The organism is Azospirillum doebereinerae (genome assembly GCF_003989665.1).
Classification (GTDB): Bacteria; Pseudomonadota; Alphaproteobacteria; order Azospirillales; family Azospirillaceae; genus Azospirillum; species Azospirillum doebereinerae.
Genome location: NZ_RZIJ01000008.1, coordinates 145,396 through 170,255, shown reverse-complemented (window position 1 = coordinate 170,255; position 24,860 = coordinate 145,396). Strand labels below are relative to the sequence as shown.

Here is a 24,860-nt window from a genome sequence, read left to right as displayed (position 1 = left end):
TCGCAAGACCGAAAGCCGCTCGCGCGGCCATGGCCCAGCCTTGGCGCGCGCCAATAACAATGGAGGAGACGTTGATGACCGGGTTGTTTCGTTCCCTGACCGTCGCGGCGGCGGCCCTGACCTTCGGCGCCACGATCGCGCTGACGGCGCCGGCGGCGCTGGCCCGCGACTTCCGCTCCGCCGACATCCACCCGGCCGACTACCCGACCGTCGAGGCGGTCAAGCAGATGGGCAAGGCGCTGTCCGAGCAGACCAACGGCAAGCTCGGCATCCGCGTCTTCGCCTCGGGCGCGCTCGGCACCGAGAAGGACACCATCGAGCAGTTGCGGCTCGGCGGTCTGGACATGATGCGCATCAACGTCGGCGCGCTGAACAGCGTGGTGCCGGAGACCATCGTCACCGTCCTGCCCTTCATCTTCCGCGACACCAAGCACATGCGCACGGTGCTGGACGGCCCGGTCGGCGACGACATCCTGAAGTCGATGGAAAACCAGGGCCTGATCGGGCTGGCCTTCTACGACAGCGGCGCGCGCTCCTTCTACACGGTGAAGAAGCCGATCACCTCGCTGGCCGACTTCAAGGGCCTCAAGATCCGGGTGCAGCCGTCCGAGCTGTTCGTCGGCATGATGACCGCGCTGGGCGCCAACGCCACCCCGATGCCCTACGGCGAGGTCTACACCGCGCTGAAGACCGGTATCGTCGACGGCGCCGAGAACAACTGGCCCAGCTACGAATCCTCGCGCCACTTCGAGGCGGCGAAATACTACAGCCTGACCGAGCATTCGCTGGCCCCCGAGGTCGTCGTCTTCTCCAAGGTCGTGTGGGACAAGCTGTCGAAGGACGACCAGGCGCTGATCCGCAAGGCCGCCAAGGACTCGGTGCCCTTCATGCGCAAGCTGTGGGACGAGCGCGAGATCAAGTCGCGCAAGATGGTCGAGGACGGCGGCGCGCAGATCACGCAGATCGCCAACAAGCAGGAACTGATCGACGCGATGAAGCCGGTCTACGCCAAGTTCGCCGACACGCCGGCCCTGCAAAGCCTCGTCACGCGCATCCAGGACACGAAGTAACCGCGCACCGGCGGGCCGTCCAACGGCGGCCCGTCGGTTTCAGCGCCAAGGGTTCCATGAGGAGCGACCATGATTCAGGACTGCCTTGTGGAAGACGGCGTCCGGGCGCAGCCCCGGCGGCTTCTGACACGGCTCAACATAGGATTGGCGCGGGTCAGCACGGTGATCGCGGTCGTCGGATTGCTGTGCATCGTCGGAATCGTCTTCTACGAGGTCGTCGGGCGCTACGTATTCAACCGGACGCCGACCTGGGCGGAAAGCCTGGCGCTGGTGCTGGTGCTTTACGTCACGATGCTGGGCGCCGCCGTGGCGGTGCGCGACGCCGGCCACATCGGCATGGATTCCATCCTCGTCCTGCTGCCGGCGCACGTGCAGCACTGGTTCGAGATCCTGATCCATCTGCTGGTCGCCGGCTTCGGCGTCGCCATGGCCTGCAACGGCTGGATCCTGGGGATGTCGGTCGCCAACTTCCTGATCCCCAACCTTGGGCTGCCAGAAATCCTGCGCTACATCCCGCTGGCGCTGTCCGGCGCGATGATCGTGCTGTTCTCGGTCGAGCACACGCTCGCCCTCCTGCGTCATGAAGAGGTCGAGCCGACATGGAACTGACCGTCCTAGCCGTATCCTTTTTCGGGCTGCTGATCCTCGGCGTGCCGGTCGCCTTCGCCATCGGCCTGTCGGCGCTGTTCACCATCATGTACGAGGGGCTGCCCTACGCCGTCATCTTCCAGCAGATGACCTCGGGCATGAACATCTTCTCCTTCCTCGCCATCCCCTTCTTCGTCTTCTCGGGCGAGCTGATGCTGCACGGCGGCATCGCCGACAAGATCGTGACGCTGGCCCGCAACATGGTCGGCCACATCCGGGGCGGGCTGGGCATGGCGAACGTCGTCGCCTGCACGATGTTCGGCGGCGTCTCCGGCTCGCCGGTGGCCGACGTGTCGGCCATGGGATCGGTGATGATCCCGATGATGAAGCGCGAGGGCTACCACACCGACTACGCCGTCAACGTGACGACGCACGCGGCGCTGGTGGGCGCGCTGATGCCGACCAGCCACAACCTGATCCTCTATTCGCTGGCGGCCGGCGGCAAGGTGTCGATCGGCTCGCTGATCGCCGCCGGGTTGATGCCGGTGGTGGTGATGACGGTGTGCATGCTGGCCGCGGCCTATTTCGTGGCGGTCAAGCGCGGCTATCCGGCCGGGCGCTTCCCCGGCTGGGCGGAGGTCACCCGTTCGCTGCTCGCCGCCCTGCCCGGCCTGTTCGTGGTCGCCATCATCCTCGGCGGCATCCTGCTGGGCATCTTCACGGCGACGGAGGGCGCCTCGGTCGCGGTGGTCTATTCGCTGGTGCTGACGGTCTTCCTCTACCGCACGCTGAGCTGGAAGAAGTTCGTGCTGGCGACGACCAAGGCGGTGAAGACCACCGGCGTGGTGCTGCTGCTGATCGGCGTCTCCACCATGTTCCAGTACCTGATGGCCCTCTACGGCGTCGCCGAGCTGACGGGGGAGATGATGTCCAATCTCTCCTCGAACCCGTGGGTTATCTTCCTGATGATCAACGTCATCCTGTTCGTGCTGGGCACCTTCATGGACATGGCGAGCACGATCCTGATCTGCACGCCGATCTTCCTGCCCATCGCCCAGGCCTACGGCATGGACCCGGTGCAGTTCGGCATGGTCATGCTGATCAACTGCGCGCTGGGCCTGAACACCCCGCCGGTCGGCACCACCCAGTTCGTCGGCTGCGCCATCGGCGGCATTTCGGTGGGCGAGGTGATGAAGACCATCCTGCCCTTCTACGCGGCGCTGATCCTGGCCTTGGGTCTGGTCACCTACGTGCCCGACTTCTCCATGTGGCTGCCGCATCTGCTGATCAACTGAGGTTCGGGCGCGCTTCCAAGGCGTTCCTTCCTTGGCCCGGCCCGTCGACGATGGGCCGGGCCTTCTTTTCCACCCGACTCATCGAGGATACTGTTTCATGAAGATTCTGGCCGAAGCGGCGCAAGAGACGCCGGTCGTCACGCCCGAGGGCGCCGAACGCCGCGTGCTGAGTTACGGCCCCGGCCTGATGCTGGTGGAGTTCACCTTCAAGCCCGGCATCGTCGCGCCCATGCACAGCCACCCACACGAGCAGGTCGGCTACATCGTGTCGGGCGCGCTGGAGCTGACGATGGACGGCCACGGCACCACGCGGCTGGGCGCCGGCGGCAGCTATTACGTGCCGCCGGGCACGATGCACGGCGTGACCATCCTGGAACCGACCGTGCTGGTCGACGCCTTCACCCCGGTGCGGGACGATTTTCTGGGGTGACTTTGCCGACACGCTGATTGAGCCCCTCTCCCCTTGCGGGAGAGGGGTTGGGGTGAGGGGGGCGCCGGCGTCAGCCGGCCGGGAATGTTCTCCTCCTTTTCCGCCTTTCAGGCGGAATACCCCTCATCCCAACCCTTCTCCCACAAGGGGAGAAGGGCTCTGTCAACGTCTCCGCAGCCTCTGGAAACGCTCACACATCCGACTGCTGTTCGGTGATCCGCTGGCGGGCGCGGTTGATGTGGTAACGCATCGCGAGGTTCGCGGCGTCGGAATCGCCGATGGCGATGGCCTCATAGATGCGGCCGTGCTCGTCCAGAACGCGGCGGCTGCGCTCGGCGGAGCCCTGGGCGGTGATGTTCAGCGCCAGCGTCATCGAGTTCTCGACGGCCGCGTGCAGCGTCTCCAGAATCGAGACGAACATGTCGTTGCCGCTCGCCTCGGCCACCGCGCGGTGGAAGGCGAAATCGGCGGCGGCGGCCGAGGCGGGGCTCTCCAAGGCGCGGGTCAGTTCGTCCAGCGCGGTCTTGATCCGCTCCAGCTGCTCGGGCGAGCGGCGCTTGGCGGCGAGCGCCGCCGCCTCGCCCTCCAGCGGCACGCGCAGCTCGTAGCAGCGCAGGATGCCGGCGACGTCCGACGCGCCGGCCAGCGCGATCAGCCCCTGCGGAGGGCGGCGCTGGACATAGGTGCCGGAGCCCTGGCGCGCGACGACCAGACCGTCGGCCTGGAGCAGCATCATCGCCTCCCGCACCACCGGGCGCGAGACCTCGAACATCAGGCAGAGTTCCTTTTCGGAAGGCAGCTTGTCCCCTTCCGTCAAGGCGCCGGAGACGATCTGCTCCAGGATCTGTCCGTAGAGCTGGTCGCCCAAACGTTCCTTCCGCTTGGGCAGCAACTTCAGACCGGCCATCTTCGCGATTCCTCACACCGAATTTTATCCGCCCCAAAGTCATGTTAGCAGACAAGTTGACATATGGGAAAGCCGCAATTCGGGCGCACGAACGCCGAGCGGGCCGGCGCGCTTGCGTGCGCCCGCCCGATCAAGCCAGAACCCTGCCGGAGAGGAAGCGTTATGAGGCGGGTGGCGCCCCCCGGTCGTCGATGAACCAGTCCGGCTCCCCGATGCGGAAGGCGTCGATGCCGTCCCGCAGGTTGCCCAGATGGTGCCGGATGGCGCGCGCCGCCGCGTCCGGGTCGTGCGCGGCGATGGCGGCGACCACCGCCGCGTGCTCCTCGACCACCCGCTCCATCCGGCCGGGTTCCGGCAGGGTCAGGCGGCGGTAGCGGTCGATCTGCACCTTCACCTGCTGGATCAGCGTCCAGATGCCGGGAAGCCCGGCGGCGTCCGACAGCCCGGCGTGGAACTCCTCGTCGGTGGCGTGGAAGCCCTCGCGGTCACCGGCCGCCGTCACGACGCGCTGGCGGTCGATGATGGCGGTGAGGCGGGCGATCTGGTCGGGGGTGGCGCGCTCGGCGGCGTGGCGGACGCTGGCCTCCTCCAGGGCGGAGCGGATGATGATGCTCTGCGGCAGGTCCGACAGCGGGATGCGGGCGACGAAGGTGCCGGATTGCGGGAACACCTCGACCAGCCGCTCGGCGGCGAGCTTCAGCATCGCCTCGCGCACCGGCGTGCGGCTGATGCCGTGGGCCTGGGCCAGTTCCTTCTCGCTCAGCGGCTCGCCCGGTTTGCGGCGCAGGCCGACGATCTCGGCCCGGAGCTGCTGGTAGACCTGCTGCGCGGCGGTGATGCCGCGCTCCCGGCTGGCCGACGCCGGCTTGGGCACGCGACGCCGCACGGGCGCGGAGCCGTTCGCCGGCGCCTCCATCACAGCGCCTCCTTCAAGCCGGCGGTCGCCTCGGCCGGAACGATGGCGCCGGGATGGCCGATGACGATGCCGGCCAGCCGGTGGCCCAGCTTGGCCGACGCCTCGATCCCCTGCCCGGCTCGGCGCGCGGCGAGGTAGCCGGCGCAGAAGCTGTCCCCGGCCGCCGTGGTGTCCACCACGCGCTCGACCGTCGTGGTCGGCACGCTGCGGATGGCGTCGTCGCCGCTCTCCCAGACCAGGCAGTCGTCGCCGCCGCGCTTGACCACCACCTCGGTCGCCCCGGCGTCGCGCCAGCGGGCGACGATGGCCTCCGGCGCTTCCACGCCGTAGAGCAGCGCCTCGTCCTCGACGCCCGACAGCACGATGTCCACCCGCCCGGCCAACGCCTCGTAGGCGGCGCGGGCAGCGTCCAGGCCGGGCCAGCCGCGCGGGCGCAGGTTGGTGTCGAAGGCGACCTTGGCTCCCGCGGCCCGCGCGCGGTCGAGGGCGCCGTGCAGTTGGACGCGCCCCTCCTCGCCGTACAGCGACAGCGAGATGCCGGACAGCATCAGCAGCCCGTAGTCCGGCAGCGCGTCGACCAGGGGCTTGGCGTCGGGGTGGGTGAACAGTTCCCGCGCCGGGGCGCGGTCGCGCCAGTAGGAGAAGGAGCGCTCGCCCTTGTCGTCCGTCTCGATGGCGTAGAGGCCGGGCAGCCGCCCCGGCAGCCGGACGACGCGGCCGGTGCCGACGCCCTCCGCGTCCCAGGCGGCCAGCATGTCGGCGCTGTAGGGATCGTCGCCCAGCAGCGTGACGTAATCGACCGTCTCGCCCAGCCGGGCGAGGTACAGCGCGCAGTTCAGCGTGTCGCCGCCGAAGCCGAAGCGGGCGGCGCCGAAGCCGCTGCTGCGCAGCTCCAGCATGCATTCACCGATGGCCGCGATGCGTTTCATCGTCTCAAACTTCCTTGATGCCAAAATGGGCCAGCAGGTTGTCCCGCATGACGTGGCCCATGCGCGCCCGCGTCTCGACGGTGGCGCTGCCGACATGGGGCAGCAGCACGATGTCGGGGTGGCCGATCAGCTCCGGGCGCGGGTTCGGCTCGTTCCGGCAGACGTCCAGCCCGGCCCCGCCGATGGTGCCGTCAGCCAGCGCGGCCAGCAGCGCGTCCTCGTCCACCACGCTGCCGCGCGAAACGTTGACGACCACGCCGCCGGCCCCCAGCGCGCGCAGCACCTTGGCGTCGATCAGGTTCAGCGTCTCCGGCCCGCCGGGGCAGCAGACCGCGAGAATGTCGGACTCGGCCGCCAATTCCTCGGCGGTCGCGTGGTAGGCGTAGGGCACCTCGGGCTTGGCCCGGCGGTTGTGGTAGGCGATGGACAGGCCGAACGCCGTGGCCCGCGCCGCGATGGCCTCGCCGATGTGCCCCAGCCCGACGATGCCGAGCCGCCGCCCCTTCAGGCCGCGCGCCAGCGGGAACGGCCCCTCGGCCCATTTCCCTTCCAGCACATGGCGCTCCGCCGCCGCGAAGCGGCGGACCGTCATCAGGATCAGCGCGATGGCGGTGTCGGCGACCTCCTCGTCCAGCGCGGCCGAACTGTTGGCGACCACCAGCCCCAGCCGCCGGGCGGCGTCGAGGTCGATGTTGTCCAGCCCGGCGCTGTAGGAGGAGATGATCTCCAGATTGGGCAGCGACTCCAGCAGCGCCGCGTCCACCCTGGCCGGCTCGCGGCTGGCCAGACCGCGGATGCGCGGGGCCAGCTCCGCGAAGCCGGGGGACCCGATGACCTCGGGTCCATGCAGGGTGAAATGCTGTGCCAGATCCTCGGCCAAGCCGGGCGGCATGGTCGTGGAGAGCAGGATGTCGATGCCCGATCGGTTCATGTCTTCAGCCTTGGATCACGTTCTGGCGCTGGCTGCCCAGCCCCTCGATGCCCAACGTAACCACATCGCCGGCCTTCAGGTAGACCTGAGGCTTCTGCCCCAGACCGACGCCCGGCGGCGTGCCGGTGGAGATGATGTCCCCCGGTTGCAGCGACATGAACTGCGACAGGTAGGAGACGAGATGGCGCACGCCGTACACCATCGTCGCGGTGCTGCCGTTCTGGTAGCGGTGGCCGTTGACCTCCAGCCACATCGGCAGCTTCTGCGGGTCCTCGACCTCGTCGGGGGTCACCAGCCAGGGGCCGGTCGGGCCGAAGGTGTCCGCCGACTTGCCCTTGGTCCATTGCCCTTGGCGCTCGGCCTGGAAGGCGCGCTCGGACACGTCGTTGACGACGCAATAGCCGGCGACGTGGTCCATCGCCTCGCCTTCCGAGACGTATTTGGCGGTCTTGCCGATGACCACGCCCAACTCGACCTCCCAGTCGGTCTTCTCGGAGCCGCGCGGGATCTCGATGTCGTCGTTGGGCCCGACGATGGCGCTGGTCGCCTTCATGAAGATGATCGGCTCCGGCGGCACGGTGGCCCCGGTCTCCGCCGCGTGGTCGGAGTAGTTCAGGCCGATGCAAACCATCTTGCCGGTGCCGGCGACGCAGGGGCCAAGGCGCGGATTCCCCTCGACCAGCGGCAGGGAAGCCGGATCGATGGCCTTCAGCTTGGCGATGCCGTCGGGCAGCAGGACGGCGCCCGCGATGTCGGCGACATGGGCCGACAGGTCGCGGATGCGGCCCTCAGAATCGAGGAGGCCCGGCTTTTCCTGGCCCGGCGGGCCGTAGCGAAGCAGCTTCATGGCGGATGTGTCCGTTTCGTGTGTCGTTGGCGTCTTCAGGCGGTCCAGCCGCCGTCGATCACATGGATGGCGCCGGTCGTGTAGGCCGCCGCGTCGGAGGCAAGATAGACGACCAGTTCGGCGATTTCCTCCGGCTTTCCGAAGCGGCCAACCGGCTGGCGGGCGACGAAGGCGGCGCGGGTCGCCTCGTAGTCGCCCTGGGCGCGCAGCCGCTCCTCCAGCGAGGGGGACTCGACGGTGCCGGGGCAGATGGCGTTGCAGCGGATCCCCCGCGCCACCGTGTCGGCGGCGACCGACTTGGTCAGGCCGATGACGGCGGCCTTGGTGACGCTGTAGGCGAAACGGTTGGGCACCGCCTTCACGCTGGAGGACACCGAGGACATGTTGACGATGGCGCCGCGCCCGCGCTCCAGCATGCCGGGCAGCACGGCGCGGATCATCCGGTGCATCGACTTGACGTTCAGGTCGAAGCTGAAGTCGAGCGCCTGCTCGTCGCAGTCGAGGATGCTGCCGCTGTGGACGAAGCCGGCGCAGTTGAACAGCGTGTCCACCGGGCCGATCGCCGCCACCGTCGCGGTCACGGCGGCGCCGTCCAGCACGTCGAGCCGGCGGGTGGTGATGCCGGGAAGGCCGGCGAGGTCGGCCAGCCGCTCCTCGTTGATGTCGAGCGCCCAGACCTGGGCGCCTTCCCGCGCGAAGGCCTCCGCCGTGGCGCGGCCGATGCCTTGGGCTGCGGCGGTGACGATGGCGGTCTTACCGTGAAGTCTTCCGGGCATGATGGGGTCCTGTCGATGGAGGCGCTTGCCCCCTCCCTCCCACGCTGGCGCGCGGGTCCCTCCCTCCCCCGCTGCGCGGGAGAGGGCCTGGATCCCCTCTCCCGCACAGCGGGGGAGGGTTAGGGAGGGGGCACCGGCGCGCGGCTGTTCAAACGCTCACTGGCGGGTCAGCAGGTCCTGCGGCAGGTCGCGGTCGTGGAAGGTGGCGAAGATCGCGTTCATCTTGCCGTTCTGGAAGTTGGTCTTGATCCAGGTGTTGACCCACTCCTTCAGCCGGTCCTCGCCCTGCGGCAGGGCTATGCCGAGGTTCAGCTCCTGCTGCACGAACTTCACCTTCAGCGGGCTCTGCGGGCGCTTCTCGTTCATCGCGGCCAGCACGGCGGTCTGGGTGGACACCACGTCGAGCTGGCCGGAGACCGCCGCCGTGATCAGCGTCGCGTCGTCCTCGAAGCGCACGACCTCGGCGCCCTTGGCGCCCTTGGTCACCATGCTGTCGTTCACGGTGGCGCGGGTCAGGCCGATCTTCTTGCCGTTCAGGTCGTCATAACCCTTGATGGCGTTGCCTTCGGTGCCCGCGACGATGATGTCCAGCGTCGCGTAGGGGATGGTGAAGTCCACCACCTTCTTGCGCTCCGGCGTGATCGCCAGCGTGGCGATCAGCAGGTCGGCCTTGCGGGTCTGGATGGTCGGCACGCGGGCGGCGTTGGTGATCTCCACCAGCTCCAGTTCCACGCCCATGTCCTTGGCGATCAGCCGCGCGGTCTCCACGTCCGACCCGGTCGCCTTGACCTCCTTGTCGACGAAGGCGAAGAGCGGGATGCCCATGGCGACGGCGATGCGGATCTTCTTCGCCTTCATGATGTCGTCGAGCTGGTCGGCGTGCGCCACCGGGGCGGCGGCCAGCCAGAGAGCGGCGACGGCGGTCGCGGTGGCGGCGAGAAGCTTCTTGATGCGCATGGTCCGGTTTCCTCCTGGGTTTGTTTCTTTGAAAAGCGTGGGACGCGTTACAGGCCGTTCGAGATGAAATCCCGCAGCTCCGCCGTCTTGGGGTCGGCCAGCATGTCGCCGGGGCCGGTCTCCCAGACCTTGCCCTGGTGCATGAAGATCACCCGGTTGGCGACGCGGCGGGCGAAGGCCATCTCGTGCGTCACCACCGCCATGGTCATGCCGCCTCGCGCCAGCGTCTCCATGACGCGCAGCACCTCGCCGGTCAGTTGCGGGTCGAGCGCCGAGGTGACCTCGTCGAACAGCATCACCTTGGGCTGCATGGCGAGCGACCGCGCGATGGCGACGCGCTGCTGCTGGCCGCCGGAAAGCTGTTCGGGATAGGCGTCAATCTTCTCGGCCAGCCCGACCCGTTGCAGCGATTCCAGCGCCAAGGCGCGGGCCTCGCGGTTGGGCACTCCCTTCACCCGGCGCGGCGCGAGCGTGATGTTCTGCTCCACCGTCAGGTGAGGGAACAGGTTGTAGCTCTGGAACACCATGCCGACGTCCTGGCGCAGCGCGCGCAGATCCAGGCTCTGGTCGTCGACGCGGTGGCCGCAGACCTCCAGCGTGCCGGACTGGATGGTCTCCAGTCGGTTGATGCAACGCAGCGCCGTGCTTTTGCCCGAGCCGCTGCGGCCGATGATGGCGACGACCTCGCCCTTCTCGATCTCGAAGGAGACCCCCTTCAGCACCTCGACGCTGCCGAAGGATTTGTGGATGTCATGCAGCTTGACGACGGCCGACATTGAGCTTCCTCTCAAGCGAACGGCTCCAGCGCGACAGCGGGTAGCACAGGGCGAAGTACAGGACGCCCGCGATCCCGAAGACGAGGAACGGCGTGAACAGCGAGTTGTTGACGACCTGCGCGGCGCGGGTCAGCTCGACGAAGCCGACGACCGAGGCCAGCGAGGTGCTTTTCATCACCTGGACCAGGAAGCCCACGGTGGGGGGCGTGGCGATGCGCGCGGCCTGCGGCAGGATCACGTCGACCAGCGTCTGCCAGCGAGTCAGCGCCAGGCATTCCGACGCCTCCCACTGGGTGCGCGGCACCGATTCGACGCAGCCGCGCCAGATCTCGCCCAGGAAGGCGCTGGAGTAGACCATCAGCGACACGCCGGCCGCCAGCAGCGGCGGCAGTTCGATGCCGACCACGCCCAGGCCGAAATAGACCACGAACAGCAGGATCAGCAGCGGCGTACCCTGGACTAGCTGCACGAAGACGAAGGAGATCTGCCGCAGCAGCCGGGTGCGCGCCGTGCGCATCAGCATCACGCCGAAGCCGGCGACCCCGCCCAGCACGAAGGCCAGCGCGGACAGCACGACCGTCCACATCATGCCCTGCAGCAGGTAGACGAAGTGGTTGAAGGTGAAGGCTCCGCCCATCATCGCTCAGATCCTTTTCAAAGCGGCGTGCCGAGCCGGCGGCGGCGCGGGAAGATGGCTTGGCCGAACAGGTGGAAGGCGAATTTCAGCAGCATCGCCATCGCGAAATACAGCACCGCCACGACGATGAAGGTCTCGAAGGAGCGGAAGCTCTCGGACTGGACCGAGTTGGCGACGCCGGTCAACTCCTCCGCCGAAATCTGCGAGGTGACGGACGACGACAGCATCATCAGCACGAACTGGCCGCTCAGCGACGGGTAGACCCGTTCCAGCGAGGGGCGCAGGATCACGTCCCAGTAGATCTGCGGGGTGGACAGGCCCAGCGCCTCGGCCGCCTCGATCTGGCCTGGATGGATGGTGTCCATGCCGGCGCGCACGATCTCGGCGGTGTAGGCGCCGACGTTGAACACCATGGTCAGCACGGCGGCGGCGAAGATCGGCAGCTTCAGTCCGGCGCTCGCCAGCCCGAAGAAGATGAAGAAGATCTGGATCAGGTAGGGCGTGTTGCGCACGATCTCGACGTAGGCGCCGCACAGCGTCGCCAGCCATTTGCGTTTGCCGCGCCGCCCGATGGCGCAGAACACGCCGATCACCAATCCCAGCACGCAGGCGATGACCGTCATTTCCAGCGTCATCAGCGCGCCGCGCAGGAATTCCGGCCAGTATTCCTGCAGACTGGCGAAGTCGAAGTTGTATCTCACGAGGACGCCTCCCGATGCGTTCGGCTTTTCGCCGTTTTTTGTTTGTGTGAAGTCATGGCCCGGCCGCCCCCTCCCCATCCCTCCCCCGCTTCGCGGGAGAGGGGGGCAGGACTCTTGTCGGCGTTCGGCGGCAGTCCCCTCTCCCGCCAAAGGCGGGGGAGGGTTAGGGAGGGGGCAACCGCACACCCCCTCCCCCGAAAACCCTCAGCGCGCCAGCCATCCCCCATCGACCGGCAGCACGATGCCGTGCACGTAGTCCGACGCCGCCGAGGCCAGGAACACCGCGGCGCCGCCCAATTCCTTCGGCTGGCCCCAATGGCCGGCGGGGATGCGGGCGAGGATGTCGGTGTTGCGCTTGGGATCGGCCCGCAGCGCCTCGGTGTTGTTGGTGTCGAAATAGCCGGGCGCGATGGCGTTGACGTTGATGCCCTTGCCCGCCCATTCGCAGGCCAGCAGCCGGGTCAGCCCGGCCAGCCCGCTCTTGCTGGCGGTGTAGGACGGGATGCGGATCCCCCCCTGGAAGGACAGCAGCGACGCGATGTTGATGATCTTGCCGCCAAGCCCGTCCGCGATCATCGCGCGGCCGACCGCCTGGGTCAGGAAGAAGGTCGTCTTCAGGTTGACGTTCATCACGTCGTCCCAGTCGGCCTCGGTGAAGTCGATCGCGTCGGCCCGGCGGATGATGCCGGCGTTGTTGACCAGGATGTCGATGCGCGATCCGGTCGCCGCCGCCTGCTCCATCACCGCCGGAACGGCGTCCATCCGCGACAGGTCGGCGCGGATCTCGTGGAAGGGCACGCCGGCCCCGGCGACCAGCGCCGCCGTCTCCGTCATCGCCGAGCGGCCGACCGCGACGATCCCCGCCCCGGCCTCGGCCAGGGCGACCGCGACGGCCTGCCCCAGCCCGGTGTTGGCGCCGGTGACCAGCGCCGTCCTGCCGGACAGGTCGAACAGAGCGTTGCCGCTCTTCGGCCCATTGCTCATCGCAGCGTCTCCATGGGGATCCAGTCCATGTCGGTGTAATCGACGTTGTCGCCGCCCATGCCCCAGATGAAGGCGTAGTTGCTGGTGCCGACGCCGGAATGGATCGACCAGCTCGGCGAGATCACCACCTCGTCGCTCTTCATCACCATGTGGCGGGTCTCGGTCGGCTCGCCCAGCAGGTGGAAGACGCGGGCGTTGTCGGCGAGGTCGAAGTAGAAATACACCTCGCAGCGGCGGCCGTGGCTGTGGGCCGGCATGGTGTTCCACATGCTGCCCGGCTCGAGCTGGGTCAGGCCCATCACCAGTTGGCTGGTCTCGCAGACGCCCGGCAGGATGTACTGGTAGATCACCCGCTTGTTGGAGGTGGCGGTGTCGCCGACCGCCATCGACTTGGCCTGGGCCTGGGTGATGACGCGGGTCTCGTAGCGGGCGTGGGCCGGGGTGCTCATCAGGTAGAACTTGGCCGGGTTGGCCGGGTCGGCGCTCTCGAACCGCACGTCGGCGGTGTCCTTGCCGATGTAGATGGCGTCGCGGTTGCCCAGCTCGTGGGACGTACCGTCCACCACCACGCGGCCGGGCGCGCCGATGTTGAAGACGCCCAGTTCGCGCCGCGCCAGGAAGGTCGGCGACCCGATCTCCTTCGGGGAGGTCAGCGCCACCGACTCCGTCGTCGGCAGCACGCCGCCCACCACCACCCGGTCCACCGTGCTGTAGGTCAGCACGATCTCGTTGGGCTGGAAGATGTCCTGCATCAGGAAATGCCGGCGCAGAGTCTCGGTGTCGTAATGCTTGGCGTCGTCCGGGTGCGGTGCGTAGCGGAGGTCGATCTTCATGTTCTCTCCCTGGGGACGCTCTGGTTCCCGTGGCCGTCGATCCCGTCCCTTCGGCCGGGCGGCCGGAGCGGGTTTTCGGTTGGGTGCGCGGAGGCACCGTGTCTCGGATCATCAATAGGACGTACTAGTATATCAGTCAAGCGGGAAACTGTGCGGACCGCAAACCTTTCGTAGCTCCGTTTCATCGAGGGTCGACGCGGGAGTCTTTATGTAGTAAAACTACAAAATCGTTTTTCCCGGACGCCGCCATGCTCGCCGCCATCGAAGCCTCCCTCGGCCATCTGCGCCGCGCCGAAACCGCCGTGGCGCGCGTCGTGCTGGCGGCGCCCGACGCGGTGCTGGGGGACAGCATCGGCCAGCTCGCCGCCAAGGCCGGCGTCAGCGAGCCGACCGTGCTGCGCTTCTGCCGCGCCGCCGGTTTCGCGGGTTTCCAGGACTTCAAGCTGCGCTTGGCCCAGCATCTGGCGGCGACGGCGGCGCGGGCCCAGGCGGCGCGCGGAACGGTGGCGCTCGCCCGCGACCTGGAGCCCGGCGACAGCGTCGGCGGCGCGGCGGAGAAGGTGCTGAACCGCGCCATCGACGCGCTGACCCGCCTGCGCGACACGCTGGACCCGGCGGCACTGGAGCGGGCGGCGCGCGCGCTGGTGAAAGCCGGACGGGTGGAGATCGTCGGGATGGGCGCGTCGGGCGCCGTGGCCCAGGACGCCTACCACAAGCTGTTCCGCCTGCTGCGCTCGGTCGCCGCGTCGTCGGACGCGCATCTCCAGGCGATGGCGGCGGCGACGCTCGGCCCCGGCGACGTGATGCTCGCCATCTCGAAGACCGGCACCAGCAACGAGATCCTGGAGGCCGCCGCCATCGCCCGCGAGGGCGGCGCGACGGTCATCGCCATCACCGGGGCCGGCACGCCGCTGGCGGCGCTGGCCGGCACGCTGCTGGTCGTCGACGTGGACGAGGACACCGCCGTCCACACCCCGATGGCCTCGCGGCTGGCCCAGCTGGCGCTGATCGACGCGCTGACCGTCGCGGTGGGCCTGCTGTCGCCGCCGGACCTGAACCAGCGGCTCGCCCGCATCAAGGCCGCGCTGCGCGGCCGTCACCGGACCGGGGACGCCACGCCCCCCGCCCGCCACCTTGAGGAAACCTGATGTCCACCACCGCCATCCTGGACCAGCTCGTCGCCTACGGCGTCGTCCCCGTCATCCGCAACAGCTCCGCCGATCTGGCGCGGACCGCCGTGGGCTGGCTGCGCGAGGCCGGCTACGGCACCTTCGAGATCACCATGACGACCCCCGGCGCCGTTGGCCTGATCGAGGAGCTGGCCGCCGAGGGCGGCGCCCCGTCCAACAGCATGCTGATCGGCGCCGGCACGGTGCTGACCGCCGCCGGAGTCGCCGAGGTGGTGAAGGCCGGCGCGCGCTACGTGGTGTCGCCCTGCGTGGTGCCGGAGGTGGCCGCCGCCTGCCGCGACCACGGCGTCGCCTGCCTGATGGGCGCCCTGACCCCGACCGAGGTCCACGCGGCGATGCTCGCCGGGGTGGACGCGGTGAAGGTCTTCCCGGCCTCCACCGTCGGCCCGGCGCACATCAAGGCGCTGAAGTCGGTGTTCCCCTCGGTCCGCTTCGTGCCGACCGGCGGCATCGACGCCGGCAACGTGGCGACCTACATCGCGGCTGGGGTCGCCTGTGTCGGGGCCGGCGGCAAGCTGGTGGACGAGACCTTGGTCAAGCGCGGCGACCGCGACGCCATCCTGGCCGCCGGACGCCAGCTGCTCGACGCCTACCGCGCCGCCAAGGGCGCCTGAGGGCATTCAAGCGCGCGGGCGCTCCTTCCGCCCCCCGACGGAAAAAGCGCCCGCACCGCCGCCGTGTGGGCCGCCGCTCAGGTGTCGGCCCAGTGGCGGAGCAGGTTGTGGTAGAGGCCGGTCAGCTGCACGACGCCCGGATGGTCGGGAACGTCGGCGCCGATCTTCTGGATCGCGGTGTCGAGGTCGAACATCATCGTCCGTTGCCCGTCGTCGCGGATCATGCTCTGCATCCAGAAGAAGGAGCAGACCCGCGCACCGCGCGTCACCGGACGGACCTGATGCAGGCTGGTGGACGGGTAGAGCACCATGTCGCCCGCCGGCAGCTTGACCATATGGACGCCGTAGGTGTCCTCGACCGTCAGCTCGCCGCCGTCGTACTCGTCGGGGCCGGTGAAGAACAGGGTGGCCGACAGGTCGGTGCGCACGCGGTGCGCCGTGCCGGGCACCTGCCGGATCGCGTTGTCGACGTGGACTCCGAAGGTCTGGCCCTCGGTGTAGCGGTTGAACATCGGCGGGTAGACCTTCAGCGGCAGGGCCGCCGACATGAACAGCGCGCTGCGTTCCAGCGCCGCCAGGATCATGTCGCCCAACTGCCGGGCCGCCGGGTGCTGCTCGGGAATCTGCATGTTGTGTTTGGCCCGCGCCGACTGGTGGCCGGCGGTGACCGAGCCGTCCACCCAGTCGGTCTCGTCGAGGACACGGCGCGCCTCGGCGACCTGTTCGGCCGTCAGGACGTTGGGAATGTGCAGAAGCATGCGCGTCTCCGTGCCGGCAGGGTCGGGTTTGATTAAGAAGGCTCGATGGAGAAAATGGCGCCGGAACCGCCGTTGCAAAGCGGAACGGCCCCGGCGCCGAGTTTGGATGGACCTGGGAACCAGATGCTGGCTTAGAACTTGACGCTGGTGGTCAGCAGCGCCGTGCGGCCGGCGCCCGGAACGGCGTGGCCGCCGCCGGCGTGGACGCGCTCGATGTAGAACTTGTCGGTGATGTTGTAGACGTTGAGCTGGAGATCGACGCCCGGACGGATCGTGTAGGCCGCCATGGCATCGAACACGGCGTAGTTCGGGATCTTGCCGAGGTTGGCGTCCGACCAGTAGCGGTCGGCCACCACCTGCACGCCGCCGCCGACCTTGAGGTTCCACGGCAGCTCGTAGGTGGTCCACAGGCTGAAGGTGTGCTTGGGCGTGCTCGCCAGCTCGTTGCCCTTGTTGGCCGCCGTGAAGGTCTCGACGATCTCGCTGGTCTGGTAGGTGTAGCCGCCGAAGACCTGCCACTTGCTGGTCAGCTGCCCGGCGACGCCCAGCTCGATTCCGTCCACGCGGCGGACGCCGTTGAGCACCTGGATGGTGCCGCCCGGCAGGGTCTCGCGCGCGTCGGTCTTCTCGGTGCGGAACACGGCGCCGGTCAGCGACAGCGTGTCGGCCAGCACGTCCCACTTGGCGCCGACCTCGTAGGTCATGTTCTTTTCGGGCGGGGTGTCGGCGGTGGTCGCCGACAGCGCCAGCCCCTCGGCCGACGGGTTGTAGGAGGTGGACGCGCTGACGTAGACGCTGGCGTTGGGCACCGGCTTGTAGATCAGGGCGCCGCGCCAGCTCACCAGATTGTCGGTGCGCTCGAACCGGCCGCCGGTCGAGGGGATCTTGGTCTCGGCGTTGAAGCGGTCGTAGCGCAGGCCGCCGGCGATCTCCCACTGCTCGCCGATCTTGACGGTGTCCATCAGGTAGAAGGCGACCGTGTTGCTGTCCGTCTCGGTCTTGGCGCCCAGCGTGCGGGTGCCGGTGTAGCGGGCGAACGGGTTGGGCGTGAACAGCCGGTCGGTGGTCGAGGCGTTGGCGGAGAAGGTGTAGGGCTGGTTGTCGTAGCTTTCCGCCGCCAGTTCCACGCCCGTCACCACGCTGTGGTTGAGCGCGCCGGTGGCGAATTTCAGCGTCACGTCGGTCTGGTTGTCGAGCGACTTCAGGGTGGCGTCGCGGGCCGTCGGCACCTTGGTCATGCTGTTGGCCAGCACGTTGGCGGCGCGCGGAACCGAGACGTTGGACTGGCGCCGGGCCTGGGAGGCGCGCAGGGTGTTGCGGACGGTGACGGCGTCGTTGAACTCGTGCTCGAAACGGGCGGTGCCGATGTCGACGCGCGTGTTCTCGGCGTTCAGATCCTTGAAGCCGTAGTAGTTCTCCCGCTTCACGTTCGGCAGCGAGGTCGCGCCGACGACCGGGATGCCGTAGTCCGGCATGTTGTCTTCCTGGATGTGGAAGTAGCTGAGCGTCAGCTTGGTCGGCCCGGTCACGCCGAAGGTCACCGACGGGGCGAAGGCCCAACGGTTGTTCTCGACCACGTCGCGCCCGGCGATCCCCGAGGTGTGGCCCATCACGTTCAGGCGGACGGCCGCGTTGTCCAGCCCCAGCGCGGTCAGCGGCTGGTTCAGGTCGGCGGTGATCCGCTTGGTGCGGTCGGTGCCGAGCGCCACGGTGCCGGCGGTGATCGCCTCCTTGACCGGCGCCTTGGTGACGAGGTTGACGGCGCCGCCGGTGGCCCCCCGGCCCGCCGACGTCGCCGATCCGCCCTTCACCACCTCGACCTGTTCCAGGTTGAACGAGTCGCGGCTGTACTGCCCCTGGTCGCGCATCCCGTCGATGAACAAATCGGTGTTCGCCGCGAAGCCGCGAATCTTCAGGTTGTCACCTTGCGGCCCGCCCCCCTCGCCGGCCGAAATGGTGACGCCCGGCACCGTGCGCAGAACGTCGCGCAGCGAGTTGGCGCCGCGATCCTCGATCACCTCGCGCGGGATGACCGTGATCGTCTGCGGCGTGTCGAGCAGCGGCTCGCTCGTCTTGGGCGAGGACGCGCGGTCGACCTTGTAGTCGGTCTGGGGCTTGGCGCCCTCGACCGAGATGGCCGGAAGCTGCTGCGACGGCTGGGCCGGCGTCGCGGTCTGCGCGGCGGCCGGCAGCAGCGAGGCGCAGGACAGCGCCAAGCCCAGGGCGGACGAGGTCGCGACCTGCCGGGACACTCTCATGGAAACCAGAACGGCGTTGGATGACACGTGTAACCCCCCAAAGGTCGTACGCAAAAAATCTGTGTGCGAATTGTTCTTAAAATCACTTAGGGGTTGAAGCAACGCAAAACTGCAAACGATTCTTAGTCTCATCACAACGAAAAAGGCCTGTGTCCGTTTGGACACAGGCCTTTTTCAAAGAGAGGCGAAAGTATGGTTTATTTCAGGAAAAACTGAACCGGGACAACGAGTTCGATGCGGTCCTGCGCCATGTCGTCGGGTGGGGCCGGCAGTGGCGAGGCGCGGCGCACCATCTCCACCGTCTCTTCGTCGAGCACCCCATGCCCCGACGTCTTGTCGAGTTGAACCGACAGCACGTTGCCCTGACGGTCGATGGTGAAGCGGACCTGCGACACCCCTTCCTGGCGGCGGGCCTGGGCGGAGCGCGGGTAGCGCTTGTGTCGTTCCAAGTGACCGAGGACCCGGCCCTGCCAACTGGGCATCGACCGGCTGGGCGCCACCGAGGGCGCGGGCGCCGCGGCGACGGGGGCCGGAGCCTGGGCCGGAGCCGCGGGCGCCGTCGGCGCGACCGTGGTCTGGGGGACCGGACGCGGCGGCGGGGGCTTCGGCTTCTCGGGCTTGGGCTTGGGCGGTTCCTTCTTGGGTTCCGGCTTGGGCTTCGGCGGCTCGGGCGGCGGCTTGGGGATCACCACCTCCGGCTCGACCACCGGGGGCGGTTCGGGGGGCGGGGGCGGCTCCTCGATGACCGGCTCGGGCGGGGGCGGCTCGACGATCGGTTCCGGGGGCGGGGGTTCGACCACCGGCTCGGGCGGCGGGGCTTCCACGGCCGGGGTCGGCTCGGGCGGGGCGACCGGGAGCGGGGCCAGTTCCAGCATCACGGCGGGCGGTTCGGCGTCCATCGGTTCCAGCGGCACATGCCACGCCACCATGGCGAGCGCCGCCGCCCCGTGCACGCCGAGCGCGATCAGAAAGCTGCCGCCCCACCGGGTCGCACCCGAAGGCGGAGCCTCGTCGACCTCCAGATTTGGGTCGTAGGCGGACACGCTCATGGCGACGGTGCCGATTCCAGACCGACCAGCCCGACCTTGAGATAGCCGGCGCCGCGCAGCGCGTTCATCACCTCGGTCAGTTCGCCGTAATCGACCGTCTTGTCGGCGCGCAGGAAGACGCGCGTGGCCTTGTCGCCGTGGGTCACGGCGTCGAGCGCGGCGCCCAGCCCCTCGCGCGTGGTCTTGGTCTCGCCCACCGCCAGGGTCTTGTCGGCCTGGATGGACAGGAACAGCGGCTTGTCCGGGCGCGGGGTCGGCGTCGCGGTGGAGGCCGGCAGGTCGACCGGCACGTCCACCGTGGCCAGCGGCGCCGCCACCATGAAGATGATCAGAAGGACGAGAACGACGTCGATGAAGGGCGTGACGTTGATCTCATGGGTTTCGGTGAGCTCGTCGTCACCGCCGGAACCGAGACGGGCACCCATGCTCCGTCACTCCGCCGCGCTGGACGCGCCGGTCGCGCGGGGCAGCGCGCGGCGGTCGATGTCGCGGCTCAGCAGGCGCAGCACGGCGGCCGACGCGTCGGTCAGCTGCGCCTTGTGGCCGCCGATGGCGCGGGTGCAGGCGTTGTAGACGACGACGGCGGGGATGGCCGCGACCAGACCGATGGCGGTCGCCAGCAGCGCCTCGGCGATGCCCGGCGCCACGACGGCGAGGTTGGTCGTCTGCGCCTTCGAGATGCCGATGAAGCTGGTCATGATGCCCCACACCGTGCCGAACAGGCCGACGAAGGGGCCGGTCGAGCCGATGGTGGCGAGCATGCCGGTGCCGCGCGCCATGCGCCGGCCGGCCGCCGCCTCGATCCGCTCCAGCCGCGAGGCGGCGCGGTCCATCAGGCCGTCGCGCGACGGCGCGTCGGCGGACAGGTGGGTCTCGGCGATGACCGCGCGGACCAGCGTCGCCGCCGTGCCCTGGCTGAAGCCGACCCGCTCGGCCGCCTGGCCCAGCGAACGGGCGTCCTCCAGCATGGCCAGCGCCTCACGGGCCTTGCGCTTGGCCGAGGACAGCTCGATGGCCTTGGCGATGGCGATGGTCCAGGTGGCGACCGAGGCGAGCGCCAGACCGATCATGACCGCCTGCACCACCGGGCTGGCCGCGACGAACATGCCCCAGGGGGACAGGTCGTGCGGCAGGATCGCGGCGGTCGCGGCCGCGGCGGCGGCGGCATCGGCGGCCGGCACCACCGCCGAGGCGGCGGCGCCCAGCGCCGGAGCGGCGGTCGCAGCGGCGTCGGCGGCCGGGGCGATGGCCGGAGCGGCGGGCGCGGCACCGGCGGCGGCGCCTCCCTCCTGCGCCCAGACGGCCACGGTGGTCAGCAGCGTGGCCAACCCAGCGGACGCGGCAACGGCGACGCGATGGCGGTGAAGCGGTGTCGGCATTGGCGGTCGAACTCCCCCAGAACGCGTATCCAAAACGCGCAAGATGCGAAATCCCGATGAACCCCAGAGCAAAGCCCCGAGCGGTCTTATAGTGCGAATGAATATCAATCGCATCCAAAATCGACCGAAGTCAGGGTTGATTTCTGGGGTTTCCGCTCCCTAGGGGTGCTTTTTTGTTCGTTGCACCAACTGTTTACACGGATCGTCGCGCGTTCGGCGCGGTGGAATTTTCTTGCGAGTGAGTTTCAATACCATTTCTGCGCGTGGCTGTCCCGTGGAAAAAACGCCGCACCGCCCACGCACCGTAGCGGGGAAACGCAAAAAGCCCCTCTTCCACAGGGGAGGAGAGGCTTTCCGGTCAAGGTCCCGTCATCGAACCGGCATGGGGCGCCGGCCCGGCCGGATCGTCATTTCGGCAGCGGCGCCAGACCGGCCAGGACGTGATCCTTGCGGTCGGCGTAAAAGCCGCCCAATTCGGCGGCGCGGCCGTCGTCGAGATACTCCTTGGCTTCCTCGAACAGCTCCTCCTCCTCCTCGTCGAGGTGGTGGCGGACCAGCTCGCCCAGAACCTGGAGCTTCTCCTTCCAGCCGCTGTCGGTCGTCTTCATGGCGTTCAGCTCGTCGAGCAGCCCGTTGATCAGGTGGTGCTCGTTCAGACCCTCGATGGTTTCGGACTTGGCGTCCTTGGCCTTGGAGAGCGAGGCGTAGAAAATGCCCTCCTCAACCTTTGCATGCGCCCACAGCTCGCGCTGAAGATCCTCGAAGACGGCGCGGCCGTTCCCGTTGGCCTCCTCGGCCTTGTCCAGCAGGGCGCGGATGGTGTCGTGATCGGTCTTGATGCGGGCGAAGATGTCGGTCTTCCGGGCCATCGCGGGGTCCTTCCTGATGAAATCATTGCCAGGAAAACCCCTGTGACCGGCGGGTGTTCCACCCCCCTCCTTATGCACGCCCCTCGGCGGGGTGGGTGGCGACGAAGTCGGTCAGCACCGCCACCAGATCGGCGGCGTGGCCGGTGCGGCCATGAGCGCGCGCCTCGGCGATGTCGTCGGCGAGGATTTGGACGATGCGCGCGACGCCGCCGGGGCTGTGGGCCAGGCAGCAGCCCAGTTCCACCGCAACCATTCCCGGCAGGTGCTCGTGTTCGGCGATCGCGTCGATCTGCGCTTCGGTCAGATCGGTGAAGGCGATGCAGTCGTTGATCGTCAGCATGGCGGGTTCCTCCCAGAACCGCCGGAGCCCCTTCGGCTTGGGGTCCATCCGGCCGCTCCGGGAGGCGCCCCCGCGAAAAGCGCGGCGGGGGCGCGGCCGGAACGGCCTAATGGACCATCAGCACCGGAAGCCCGGCGTGATTGAGCACATAACGGGTAACGCCGCCCAGAATCATTTCCCGCATCCGGCTGTGCCCGTAGCCTCCCATCACCAGGAGGTCGGCGCCAAGCTCCGCGGCCTTTTTGGTGACCGTCTCGCCGACGGGTTCCGATCCAGGCTTGAGAATGGTTAACTCAACATTAACTCCATGCCAAGCCAGGTATTGGGATATGCGACTTCCGGCCGCAGCGTCGGTCACCGAGGTCTCGGCGGTCAGCGCGTGGACCCGGTCGGCGCCGCGCAGGAACGGCAGGGCGGCGGCGACCGCGCGGGCGGCCTCGATCTTGCCGTTCCACGCCACGGCGACCGTGTGGCCGATGGTGGCGGGCAGCACCCGGGGCACCAGCAGCAGCGGACGGCCGGACCCGAGCAGCGCCGTCTCCATGGTCGCGTAGCCCTGGGTGTCGGAGTCGAGCGTGGTGTGGGCGAAGACGATCAGGTCGGCCAGCCGCCCCTCGGCGGGAACCACGTCCTCGACCCGGCCGACGACCTCGCGCCACGCGGCCGAGGGGGCCTCCTCGGCACCGGGAACCTCGCGCAACGCGATGCCGCCGTCGCGCACCACGTCGTCGAAATGGCGGCGGGCGACGGCGCGGTGGCTGTTCGATTCCCCCTCCGCCGCGCGCATGATCTCGTCCACCATGGCGCCGGACATTCCTTCCCCCAGCATCGGCACGGCGTCGCGCGGGTCGAGCGCGACGAAGAGCGCGACGACGTGGGCGTCGAAATCGCGCGCCACCGCCAGGGCGGCTTTCAGCGCGACAGGGTCGTTGTCGCCGCCACCGAGCGGCACGAGAATGGTCTTGTAGGTCATCGCATTCCTCCCGGACCGGATCGAGCGGTCCTCCCGGACGATGGTGGCCGGCACGGCCCGGTGCCAGGGACCGGTGCCAGGGACAGGGGGCGACGGCCACCGCCGTCATTGCCGTTCAACATCCTACCGCCCGGCGTGTCGTCCGCCGTCCGTCCACTTCGAATTACGCCAGCGTTCCCGCCGCAGCGTCCAGCACATCCGCTGCAACCCTGCCAGAATCCAGGCGCACCCGGCGCATGGCTCGAAAACCTCAGCGTTTCCGCCATTTTACGGGTTCCCGCCGGGCCGGCGGCGCCGCGTTGCGACGATCCGCCACAGCAGCGGCTGTCCGGCCAAAACCTCCGGCGCCGCTCGCGCTTTGCCGGTTGATTCGGCCCATGTCAGAACCGACATAGTTGGAGGTAGTGCGGATACACCTGCGGACGGGGGGCCGGGCCCTTCGTTATGGTGGCACCGTCACGCCGCCGGAGGGGGCCGCCCGTGAGCCGTCGATCCTTCATCTTGTGTCTGCCCGTGCTGGCCACCGCGCTTTCGGCGCTGCCGGCCAAGGCCGATTTCGTGTCGGTCGGCAACGACCGCATCGGCGACTGGACCATCGGCGGGCTGGCCTACACGGTGCAGGCGCCGCCGGAAAACACCGTGACCGGGCTGAACAGCAAGATGCGGCTCGGATCGGGTTCCCTGATTCCGCAGATCGAGTCCTTCGCCAGCGTCCGCCCGTGGATCGGGCCGGGCGCGCAGCCGGTCGACGGCGCGGCGCGCGGCGCGACCGGCACCGTCGGGCTGATGGGCGGCGTGCTGATCGACGTGCCGCTCGGCTCCTTCGTCTTCACCCCCAGCTTCGGGGCCGGCACCCTGCCGCGCACGCCGCGCGACAACGGGACGGTCACCGAGTTCCGCTCGCAGTTGGAATTGGGCTACGAGTTCGACAACAAGTCGCGCTTCAGCCTGGGCTACAGCCGCATCGCGACCGACGGCAATCCGGCGGAGGCGGGCTCCACCCCCAACAACGTCTTCGGGCTCTACTACCGGCTGCCCTTCGGCGGCCCCTGAGCGGTGCGGCGAAACGGCCCGTCGGTTGTGGGGACCGGCACCTTTCCTCACCTCTTAACCACATGTTAAACATGGGCGGCTCTAGTGGGCATGGAATAACGCTCCCGGGGAAACGACCATGGCCACCAAGCGCAAGACCGCCGCCTCCGCTCCGCCCGCCCAGATTTCCGAAAGCGCGCCCGCCACGGGGGCGTCGTCCGTGGAGTCGTCGTCCGTTCTGGCCGACACCGGCGCCGAGGTGATCCTGCGCACCAACTTCGCCGTGGTGGAGCAGGACAGCATCGCCCTGCTGCACGCCGCCAGCCTGCTGCTCGATGCCGACACGGCCGAAAAGGTCAACGTCGCGCTCGACCACAACCTGAAGCTCTGGATCGCCATCAAGGCGGTGCTGGTGAACGAGGAATGCCCGGTCGAGCCGGAAGTGAAGGCGAACCTGCGCAATCTGGCGCAATACGTCGTCAACACCACGATGGAGGCCACCGGCGGCACCATCGAGGAGCGCCGCCTGGTGTCGCTGGCGCGCATCAACATGAGCATCGCCGAGGGCCTGCTGCGCGGCCAGCAGAACAAGATGATCCAGGACCGCGCCTATGAAATCTGGGAGGCCGAGGGCCGTCCGGAGGGCCGCGAGCAGGAGCATTGGCTGCGCGCCGAGTCCGAGGTTTCGGTCTCCCTGAAAAACTGAGGCCGGACAAGCCGTTAAGGCCGCAGGGCCGCCATTCCGCCGAGACATGCCCGCCCGCGTCGCGACATCGTGACGCGGGCGGTCGCGTTTTGATAGATTGGGGTCCATCGTGACC

28 protein-coding genes are annotated in these 24,860 nt (G+C 68.6%); 8 read left to right on the top strand and 20 right to left on the bottom strand.

All coding sequences use genetic code 11. The annotated features are described in order from the left end of the window. The first annotated feature begins 74 nt into the window (after positions 1 to 74). The 4 genes from EJ913_RS12475 (at position 75) to EJ913_RS12460 (ending at position 3,383) form a co-directional block, all read left to right on the top strand. Entirely contained in the window at positions 75 to 1,070 is a 996-nt protein-coding gene (locus EJ913_RS12475) for a TRAP transporter substrate-binding protein (protein WP_126998245.1), read from the top strand. Between the two features lie 69 nt (positions 1,071 to 1,139). Then, the gene (locus tag EJ913_RS12470) at positions 1,140 to 1,679 is read left to right on the top strand and encodes a TRAP transporter small permease (protein ID WP_126998243.1); all 540 of its coding nucleotides are present in this window, start codon (positions 1,140 to 1,142) and stop codon (positions 1,677 to 1,679) included. Then, the gene (locus tag EJ913_RS12465) at positions 1,670 to 2,953 is read left to right on the top strand and encodes a TRAP transporter large permease (protein WP_126998241.1); all 1,284 of its coding nucleotides are present in this window, start codon (positions 1,670 to 1,672) and stop codon (positions 2,951 to 2,953) included. The genes EJ913_RS12470 and EJ913_RS12465 overlap by 10 nt, the downstream gene beginning before the upstream one ends. A 97-nt stretch (positions 2,954 to 3,050) precedes the next feature. Continuing rightward, positions 3,051 to 3,383: a cupin domain-containing protein gene (locus tag EJ913_RS12460; protein WP_126998239.1), complete on the top strand. Its 333-nt coding sequence runs from the start codon at positions 3,051 to 3,053 to the stop codon at positions 3,381 to 3,383. A gap of 190 nt (positions 3,384 to 3,573) precedes the next feature. Here EJ913_RS12460 and EJ913_RS12455 read toward each other — a convergent pair whose 3' ends face one another. The 12 genes from EJ913_RS12455 to kduI all read right to left on the bottom strand — a co-directional run bounded on the left by EJ913_RS12455 (position 3,574) and on the right by kduI (position 13,577). Continuing rightward, positions 3,574 to 4,290, bottom strand: coding sequence for a FadR/GntR family transcriptional regulator (locus tag EJ913_RS12455; RefSeq protein WP_126998237.1), 717 nt, complete (start codon positions 4,288 to 4,290; stop codon positions 3,574 to 3,576). Between the two features lie 160 nt (positions 4,291 to 4,450). Then, positions 4,451 to 5,206: a GntR family transcriptional regulator gene (locus EJ913_RS12450; protein ID WP_126998235.1), complete on the bottom strand. Its 756-nt coding sequence runs from the start codon at positions 5,204 to 5,206 to the stop codon at positions 4,451 to 4,453. After that, positions 5,206 to 6,135, bottom strand: coding sequence for a sugar kinase (locus tag EJ913_RS12445; RefSeq protein WP_126998233.1), 930 nt, complete (start codon positions 6,133 to 6,135; stop codon positions 5,206 to 5,208). Before EJ913_RS12445 ends, EJ913_RS12450 begins: the two co-directional genes overlap by 1 nt. 4 nt (positions 6,136 to 6,139) lie before the next feature. Further along, positions 6,140 to 7,066, bottom strand: coding sequence for a 2-hydroxyacid dehydrogenase (locus EJ913_RS12440; RefSeq protein ID WP_126998231.1), 927 nt, complete (start codon positions 7,064 to 7,066; stop codon positions 6,140 to 6,142). 4 nt (positions 7,067 to 7,070) lie between these two features. Further along, on the bottom strand, positions 7,071 to 7,913 hold the full coding sequence (locus EJ913_RS12435) for a fumarylacetoacetate hydrolase family protein (protein WP_126998229.1): 843 nt from the start codon (positions 7,911 to 7,913) through the stop codon (positions 7,071 to 7,073). Between the two features lie 35 nt (positions 7,914 to 7,948). Beyond that, entirely contained in the window at positions 7,949 to 8,689 is a 741-nt protein-coding gene (locus tag EJ913_RS12430) for an SDR family oxidoreductase (RefSeq protein WP_126998227.1), read from the bottom strand. A 156-nt stretch (positions 8,690 to 8,845) separates the two neighbouring features. Next, a complete protein-coding gene (locus tag EJ913_RS12425) occupies positions 8,846 to 9,646 on the bottom strand; it encodes a transporter substrate-binding domain-containing protein (protein WP_126998225.1) in 801 nt (266 codons plus the stop codon). A gap of 47 nt (positions 9,647 to 9,693) precedes the next feature. Then, entirely contained in the window at positions 9,694 to 10,422 is a 729-nt protein-coding gene (locus EJ913_RS12420) for an amino acid ABC transporter ATP-binding protein (RefSeq protein WP_126998223.1), read from the bottom strand. Further along, the gene (locus tag EJ913_RS12415; RefSeq protein ID WP_338019092.1) at positions 10,397 to 11,062 is read right to left on the bottom strand and encodes an amino acid ABC transporter permease; all 666 of its coding nucleotides are present in this window, start codon (positions 11,060 to 11,062) and stop codon (positions 10,397 to 10,399) included. Before EJ913_RS12415 ends, EJ913_RS12420 begins: the two co-directional genes overlap by 26 nt. Before the next feature lie 14 nt (positions 11,063 to 11,076). Then, complete coding sequence (locus tag EJ913_RS12410; protein WP_126998221.1) at positions 11,077 to 11,760, bottom strand: amino acid ABC transporter permease; 684 nt, start codon at positions 11,758 to 11,760, stop codon at positions 11,077 to 11,079. 204 nt (positions 11,761 to 11,964) lie between these two features. After that, positions 11,965 to 12,744: a 2-dehydro-3-deoxy-D-gluconate 5-dehydrogenase KduD gene (gene kduD, locus EJ913_RS12405; RefSeq protein ID WP_126998220.1), complete on the bottom strand. Its 780-nt coding sequence runs from the start codon at positions 12,742 to 12,744 to the stop codon at positions 11,965 to 11,967. After that, positions 12,741 to 13,577 (bottom strand): 5-dehydro-4-deoxy-D-glucuronate isomerase, encoded by an 837-nt coding sequence (gene kduI, locus EJ913_RS12400; protein WP_126998218.1) that lies wholly within the window; start codon positions 13,575 to 13,577, stop codon positions 12,741 to 12,743. Before kduI ends, kduD begins: the two co-directional genes overlap by 4 nt. A gap of 248 nt (positions 13,578 to 13,825) precedes the next feature. On the opposite strand from kduI, the gene EJ913_RS12395 reads away from it, so the two are divergent. Together EJ913_RS12395 and EJ913_RS12390 are read left to right on the top strand one after the other, a co-directional pair. Further along, a complete protein-coding gene (locus tag EJ913_RS12395) occupies positions 13,826 to 14,725 on the top strand; it encodes an SIS domain-containing protein (protein WP_126998216.1) in 900 nt (299 codons plus the stop codon). After that, positions 14,725 to 15,381, top strand: a complete 657-nt coding sequence (locus EJ913_RS12390; protein WP_126998214.1) for a bifunctional 4-hydroxy-2-oxoglutarate aldolase/2-dehydro-3-deoxy-phosphogluconate aldolase — start codon at positions 14,725 to 14,727, stop codon at positions 15,379 to 15,381. Before EJ913_RS12395 ends, EJ913_RS12390 begins: the two co-directional genes overlap by 1 nt. 77 nt (positions 15,382 to 15,458) lie before the next feature. Here the strand turns inward: EJ913_RS12390 and EJ913_RS12385 are convergent, their stop codons facing one another. The 8 genes from EJ913_RS12385 to EJ913_RS12350 all read right to left on the bottom strand — a co-directional run bounded on the left by EJ913_RS12385 (position 15,459) and on the right by EJ913_RS12350 (position 23,007). Continuing rightward, the gene (locus tag EJ913_RS12385; RefSeq protein WP_126998212.1) at positions 15,459 to 16,139 is read right to left on the bottom strand and encodes a Fe2+-dependent dioxygenase; all 681 of its coding nucleotides are present in this window, start codon (positions 16,137 to 16,139) and stop codon (positions 15,459 to 15,461) included. Positions 16,140 to 16,270: 131 nt separating this feature from the next. After that, positions 16,271 to 18,397 (bottom strand): TonB-dependent receptor, encoded by a 2,127-nt coding sequence (locus tag EJ913_RS12380; protein ID WP_185909761.1) that lies wholly within the window; start codon positions 18,395 to 18,397, stop codon positions 16,271 to 16,273. Between the two features lie 197 nt (positions 18,398 to 18,594). Further along, positions 18,595 to 19,446 carry an energy transducer TonB gene (locus tag EJ913_RS12375; protein ID WP_126998208.1) on the bottom strand — a complete coding sequence of 284 codons (852 nt, stop codon included), beginning with the start codon at positions 19,444 to 19,446 and terminating at the stop codon, positions 18,595 to 18,597. Beyond that, positions 19,443 to 19,871, bottom strand: a complete 429-nt coding sequence (gene exbD, locus EJ913_RS12370; RefSeq protein WP_126998206.1) for a TonB system transport protein ExbD — start codon at positions 19,869 to 19,871, stop codon at positions 19,443 to 19,445. The genes EJ913_RS12375 and exbD overlap by 4 nt, the downstream gene beginning before the upstream one ends. 6 nt (positions 19,872 to 19,877) lie before the next feature. Further along, positions 19,878 to 20,825, bottom strand: coding sequence for a tonB-system energizer ExbB (exbB, locus tag EJ913_RS12365; RefSeq protein WP_126998204.1), 948 nt, complete (start codon positions 20,823 to 20,825; stop codon positions 19,878 to 19,880). A gap of 407 nt (positions 20,826 to 21,232) precedes the next feature. Then, positions 21,233 to 21,694 (bottom strand): hemerythrin domain-containing protein, encoded by a 462-nt coding sequence (locus tag EJ913_RS12360; RefSeq protein ID WP_126998202.1) that lies wholly within the window; start codon positions 21,692 to 21,694, stop codon positions 21,233 to 21,235. A 70-nt stretch (positions 21,695 to 21,764) separates the two neighbouring features. Further along, positions 21,765 to 22,034 carry a hypothetical protein gene (locus tag EJ913_RS12355; protein ID WP_126998200.1) on the bottom strand — a complete coding sequence of 90 codons (270 nt, stop codon included), beginning with the start codon at positions 22,032 to 22,034 and terminating at the stop codon, positions 21,765 to 21,767. A 106-nt stretch (positions 22,035 to 22,140) separates the two neighbouring features. Further along, positions 22,141 to 23,007, bottom strand: coding sequence for a universal stress protein (locus EJ913_RS12350; RefSeq protein WP_126998198.1), 867 nt, complete (start codon positions 23,005 to 23,007; stop codon positions 22,141 to 22,143). A gap of 480 nt (positions 23,008 to 23,487) precedes the next feature. Here EJ913_RS12350 and EJ913_RS12345 point away from each other — a divergent pair, with 480 nt between their 5' ends. Both EJ913_RS12345 and EJ913_RS12340 read left to right on the top strand, forming a co-directional pair. Then, positions 23,488 to 24,060 carry an acyloxyacyl hydrolase gene (locus EJ913_RS12345; RefSeq protein ID WP_244939338.1) on the top strand — a complete coding sequence of 191 codons (573 nt, stop codon included), beginning with the start codon at positions 23,488 to 23,490 and terminating at the stop codon, positions 24,058 to 24,060. Between the two features lie 118 nt (positions 24,061 to 24,178). Beyond that, the gene (locus tag EJ913_RS12340) at positions 24,179 to 24,745 is read left to right on the top strand and encodes a DUF2934 domain-containing protein (RefSeq protein WP_126998196.1); all 567 of its coding nucleotides are present in this window, start codon (positions 24,179 to 24,181) and stop codon (positions 24,743 to 24,745) included. Positions 24,746 to 24,860 lie beyond the last annotated feature (115 nt).

Bases quoted from the DNA above. Each gene is read 5' to 3' on its own strand.
- EJ913_RS12475 (WP_126998245.1), top strand. From the start codon at position 75: ATGACCGGGTTGTTTCGTTCCCTGACCGTCGCGGCGGCGGCCCTGACC.
- EJ913_RS12470 (WP_126998243.1), top strand. From the start codon at position 1,140: ATGATTCAGGACTGCCTTGTGGAAGACGGCGTCCGGGCGCAGCCCCGG.
- EJ913_RS12465 (WP_126998241.1), top strand. From the start codon at position 1,670: ATGGAACTGACCGTCCTAGCCGTATCCTTTTTCGGGCTGCTGATCCTC.
- EJ913_RS12460 (WP_126998239.1), top strand. From the start codon at position 3,051: ATGAAGATTCTGGCCGAAGCGGCGCAAGAGACGCCGGTCGTCACGCCC.
- EJ913_RS12455 (WP_126998237.1), bottom strand. From the start codon at position 4,290: ATGGCCGGTCTGAAGTTGCTGCCCAAGCGGAAGGAACGTTTGGGCGAC.
- EJ913_RS12450 (WP_126998235.1), bottom strand. From the start codon at position 5,206: ATGGAGGCGCCGGCGAACGGCTCCGCGCCCGTGCGGCGTCGCGTGCCC.
- EJ913_RS12445 (WP_126998233.1), bottom strand. From the start codon at position 6,135: ATGAAACGCATCGCGGCCATCGGTGAATGCATGCTGGAGCTGCGCAGC.
- EJ913_RS12440 (WP_126998231.1), bottom strand. From the start codon at position 7,066: ATGAACCGATCGGGCATCGACATCCTGCTCTCCACGACCATGCCGCCC.
- EJ913_RS12435 (WP_126998229.1), bottom strand. From the start codon at position 7,913: ATGAAGCTGCTTCGCTACGGCCCGCCGGGCCAGGAAAAGCCGGGCCTC.
- EJ913_RS12430 (WP_126998227.1), bottom strand. From the start codon at position 8,689: ATGCCCGGAAGACTTCACGGTAAGACCGCCATCGTCACCGCCGCAGCC.
- EJ913_RS12425 (WP_126998225.1), bottom strand. From the start codon at position 9,646: ATGCGCATCAAGAAGCTTCTCGCCGCCACCGCGACCGCCGTCGCCGCT.
- EJ913_RS12420 (WP_126998223.1), bottom strand. From the start codon at position 10,422: ATGTCGGCCGTCGTCAAGCTGCATGACATCCACAAATCCTTCGGCAGC.
- EJ913_RS12415 (WP_338019092.1), bottom strand. From the start codon at position 11,062: ATGATGGGCGGAGCCTTCACCTTCAACCACTTCGTCTACCTGCTGCAG.
- kduD (WP_126998220.1), bottom strand. From the start codon at position 12,744: ATGAGCAATGGGCCGAAGAGCGGCAACGCTCTGTTCGACCTGTCCGGC.
- kduI (WP_126998218.1), bottom strand. From the start codon at position 13,577: ATGAAGATCGACCTCCGCTACGCACCGCACCCGGACGACGCCAAGCAT.
- EJ913_RS12395 (WP_126998216.1), top strand. From the start codon at position 13,826: ATGCTCGCCGCCATCGAAGCCTCCCTCGGCCATCTGCGCCGCGCCGAA.
- EJ913_RS12390 (WP_126998214.1), top strand. From the start codon at position 14,725: ATGTCCACCACCGCCATCCTGGACCAGCTCGTCGCCTACGGCGTCGTC.
- EJ913_RS12385 (WP_126998212.1), bottom strand. From the start codon at position 16,139: ATGCTTCTGCACATTCCCAACGTCCTGACGGCCGAACAGGTCGCCGAG.
- EJ913_RS12380 (WP_185909761.1), bottom strand. From the start codon at position 18,397: ATGAGAGTGTCCCGGCAGGTCGCGACCTCGTCCGCCCTGGGCTTGGCG.
- EJ913_RS12375 (WP_126998208.1), bottom strand. From the start codon at position 19,446: ATGAGCGTGTCCGCCTACGACCCAAATCTGGAGGTCGACGAGGCTCCG.
- exbD (WP_126998206.1), bottom strand. From the start codon at position 19,871: ATGGGTGCCCGTCTCGGTTCCGGCGGTGACGACGAGCTCACCGAAACC.
- exbB (WP_126998204.1), bottom strand. From the start codon at position 20,825: ATGCCGACACCGCTTCACCGCCATCGCGTCGCCGTTGCCGCGTCCGCT.
- EJ913_RS12360 (WP_126998202.1), bottom strand. From the start codon at position 21,694: ATGGCCCGGAAGACCGACATCTTCGCCCGCATCAAGACCGATCACGAC.
- EJ913_RS12355 (WP_126998200.1), bottom strand. From the start codon at position 22,034: ATGCTGACGATCAACGACTGCATCGCCTTCACCGATCTGACCGAAGCG.
- EJ913_RS12350 (WP_126998198.1), bottom strand. From the start codon at position 23,007: ATGACCTACAAGACCATTCTCGTGCCGCTCGGTGGCGGCGACAACGAC.
- EJ913_RS12340 (WP_126998196.1), top strand. From the start codon at position 24,179: ATGGCCACCAAGCGCAAGACCGCCGCCTCCGCTCCGCCCGCCCAGATT.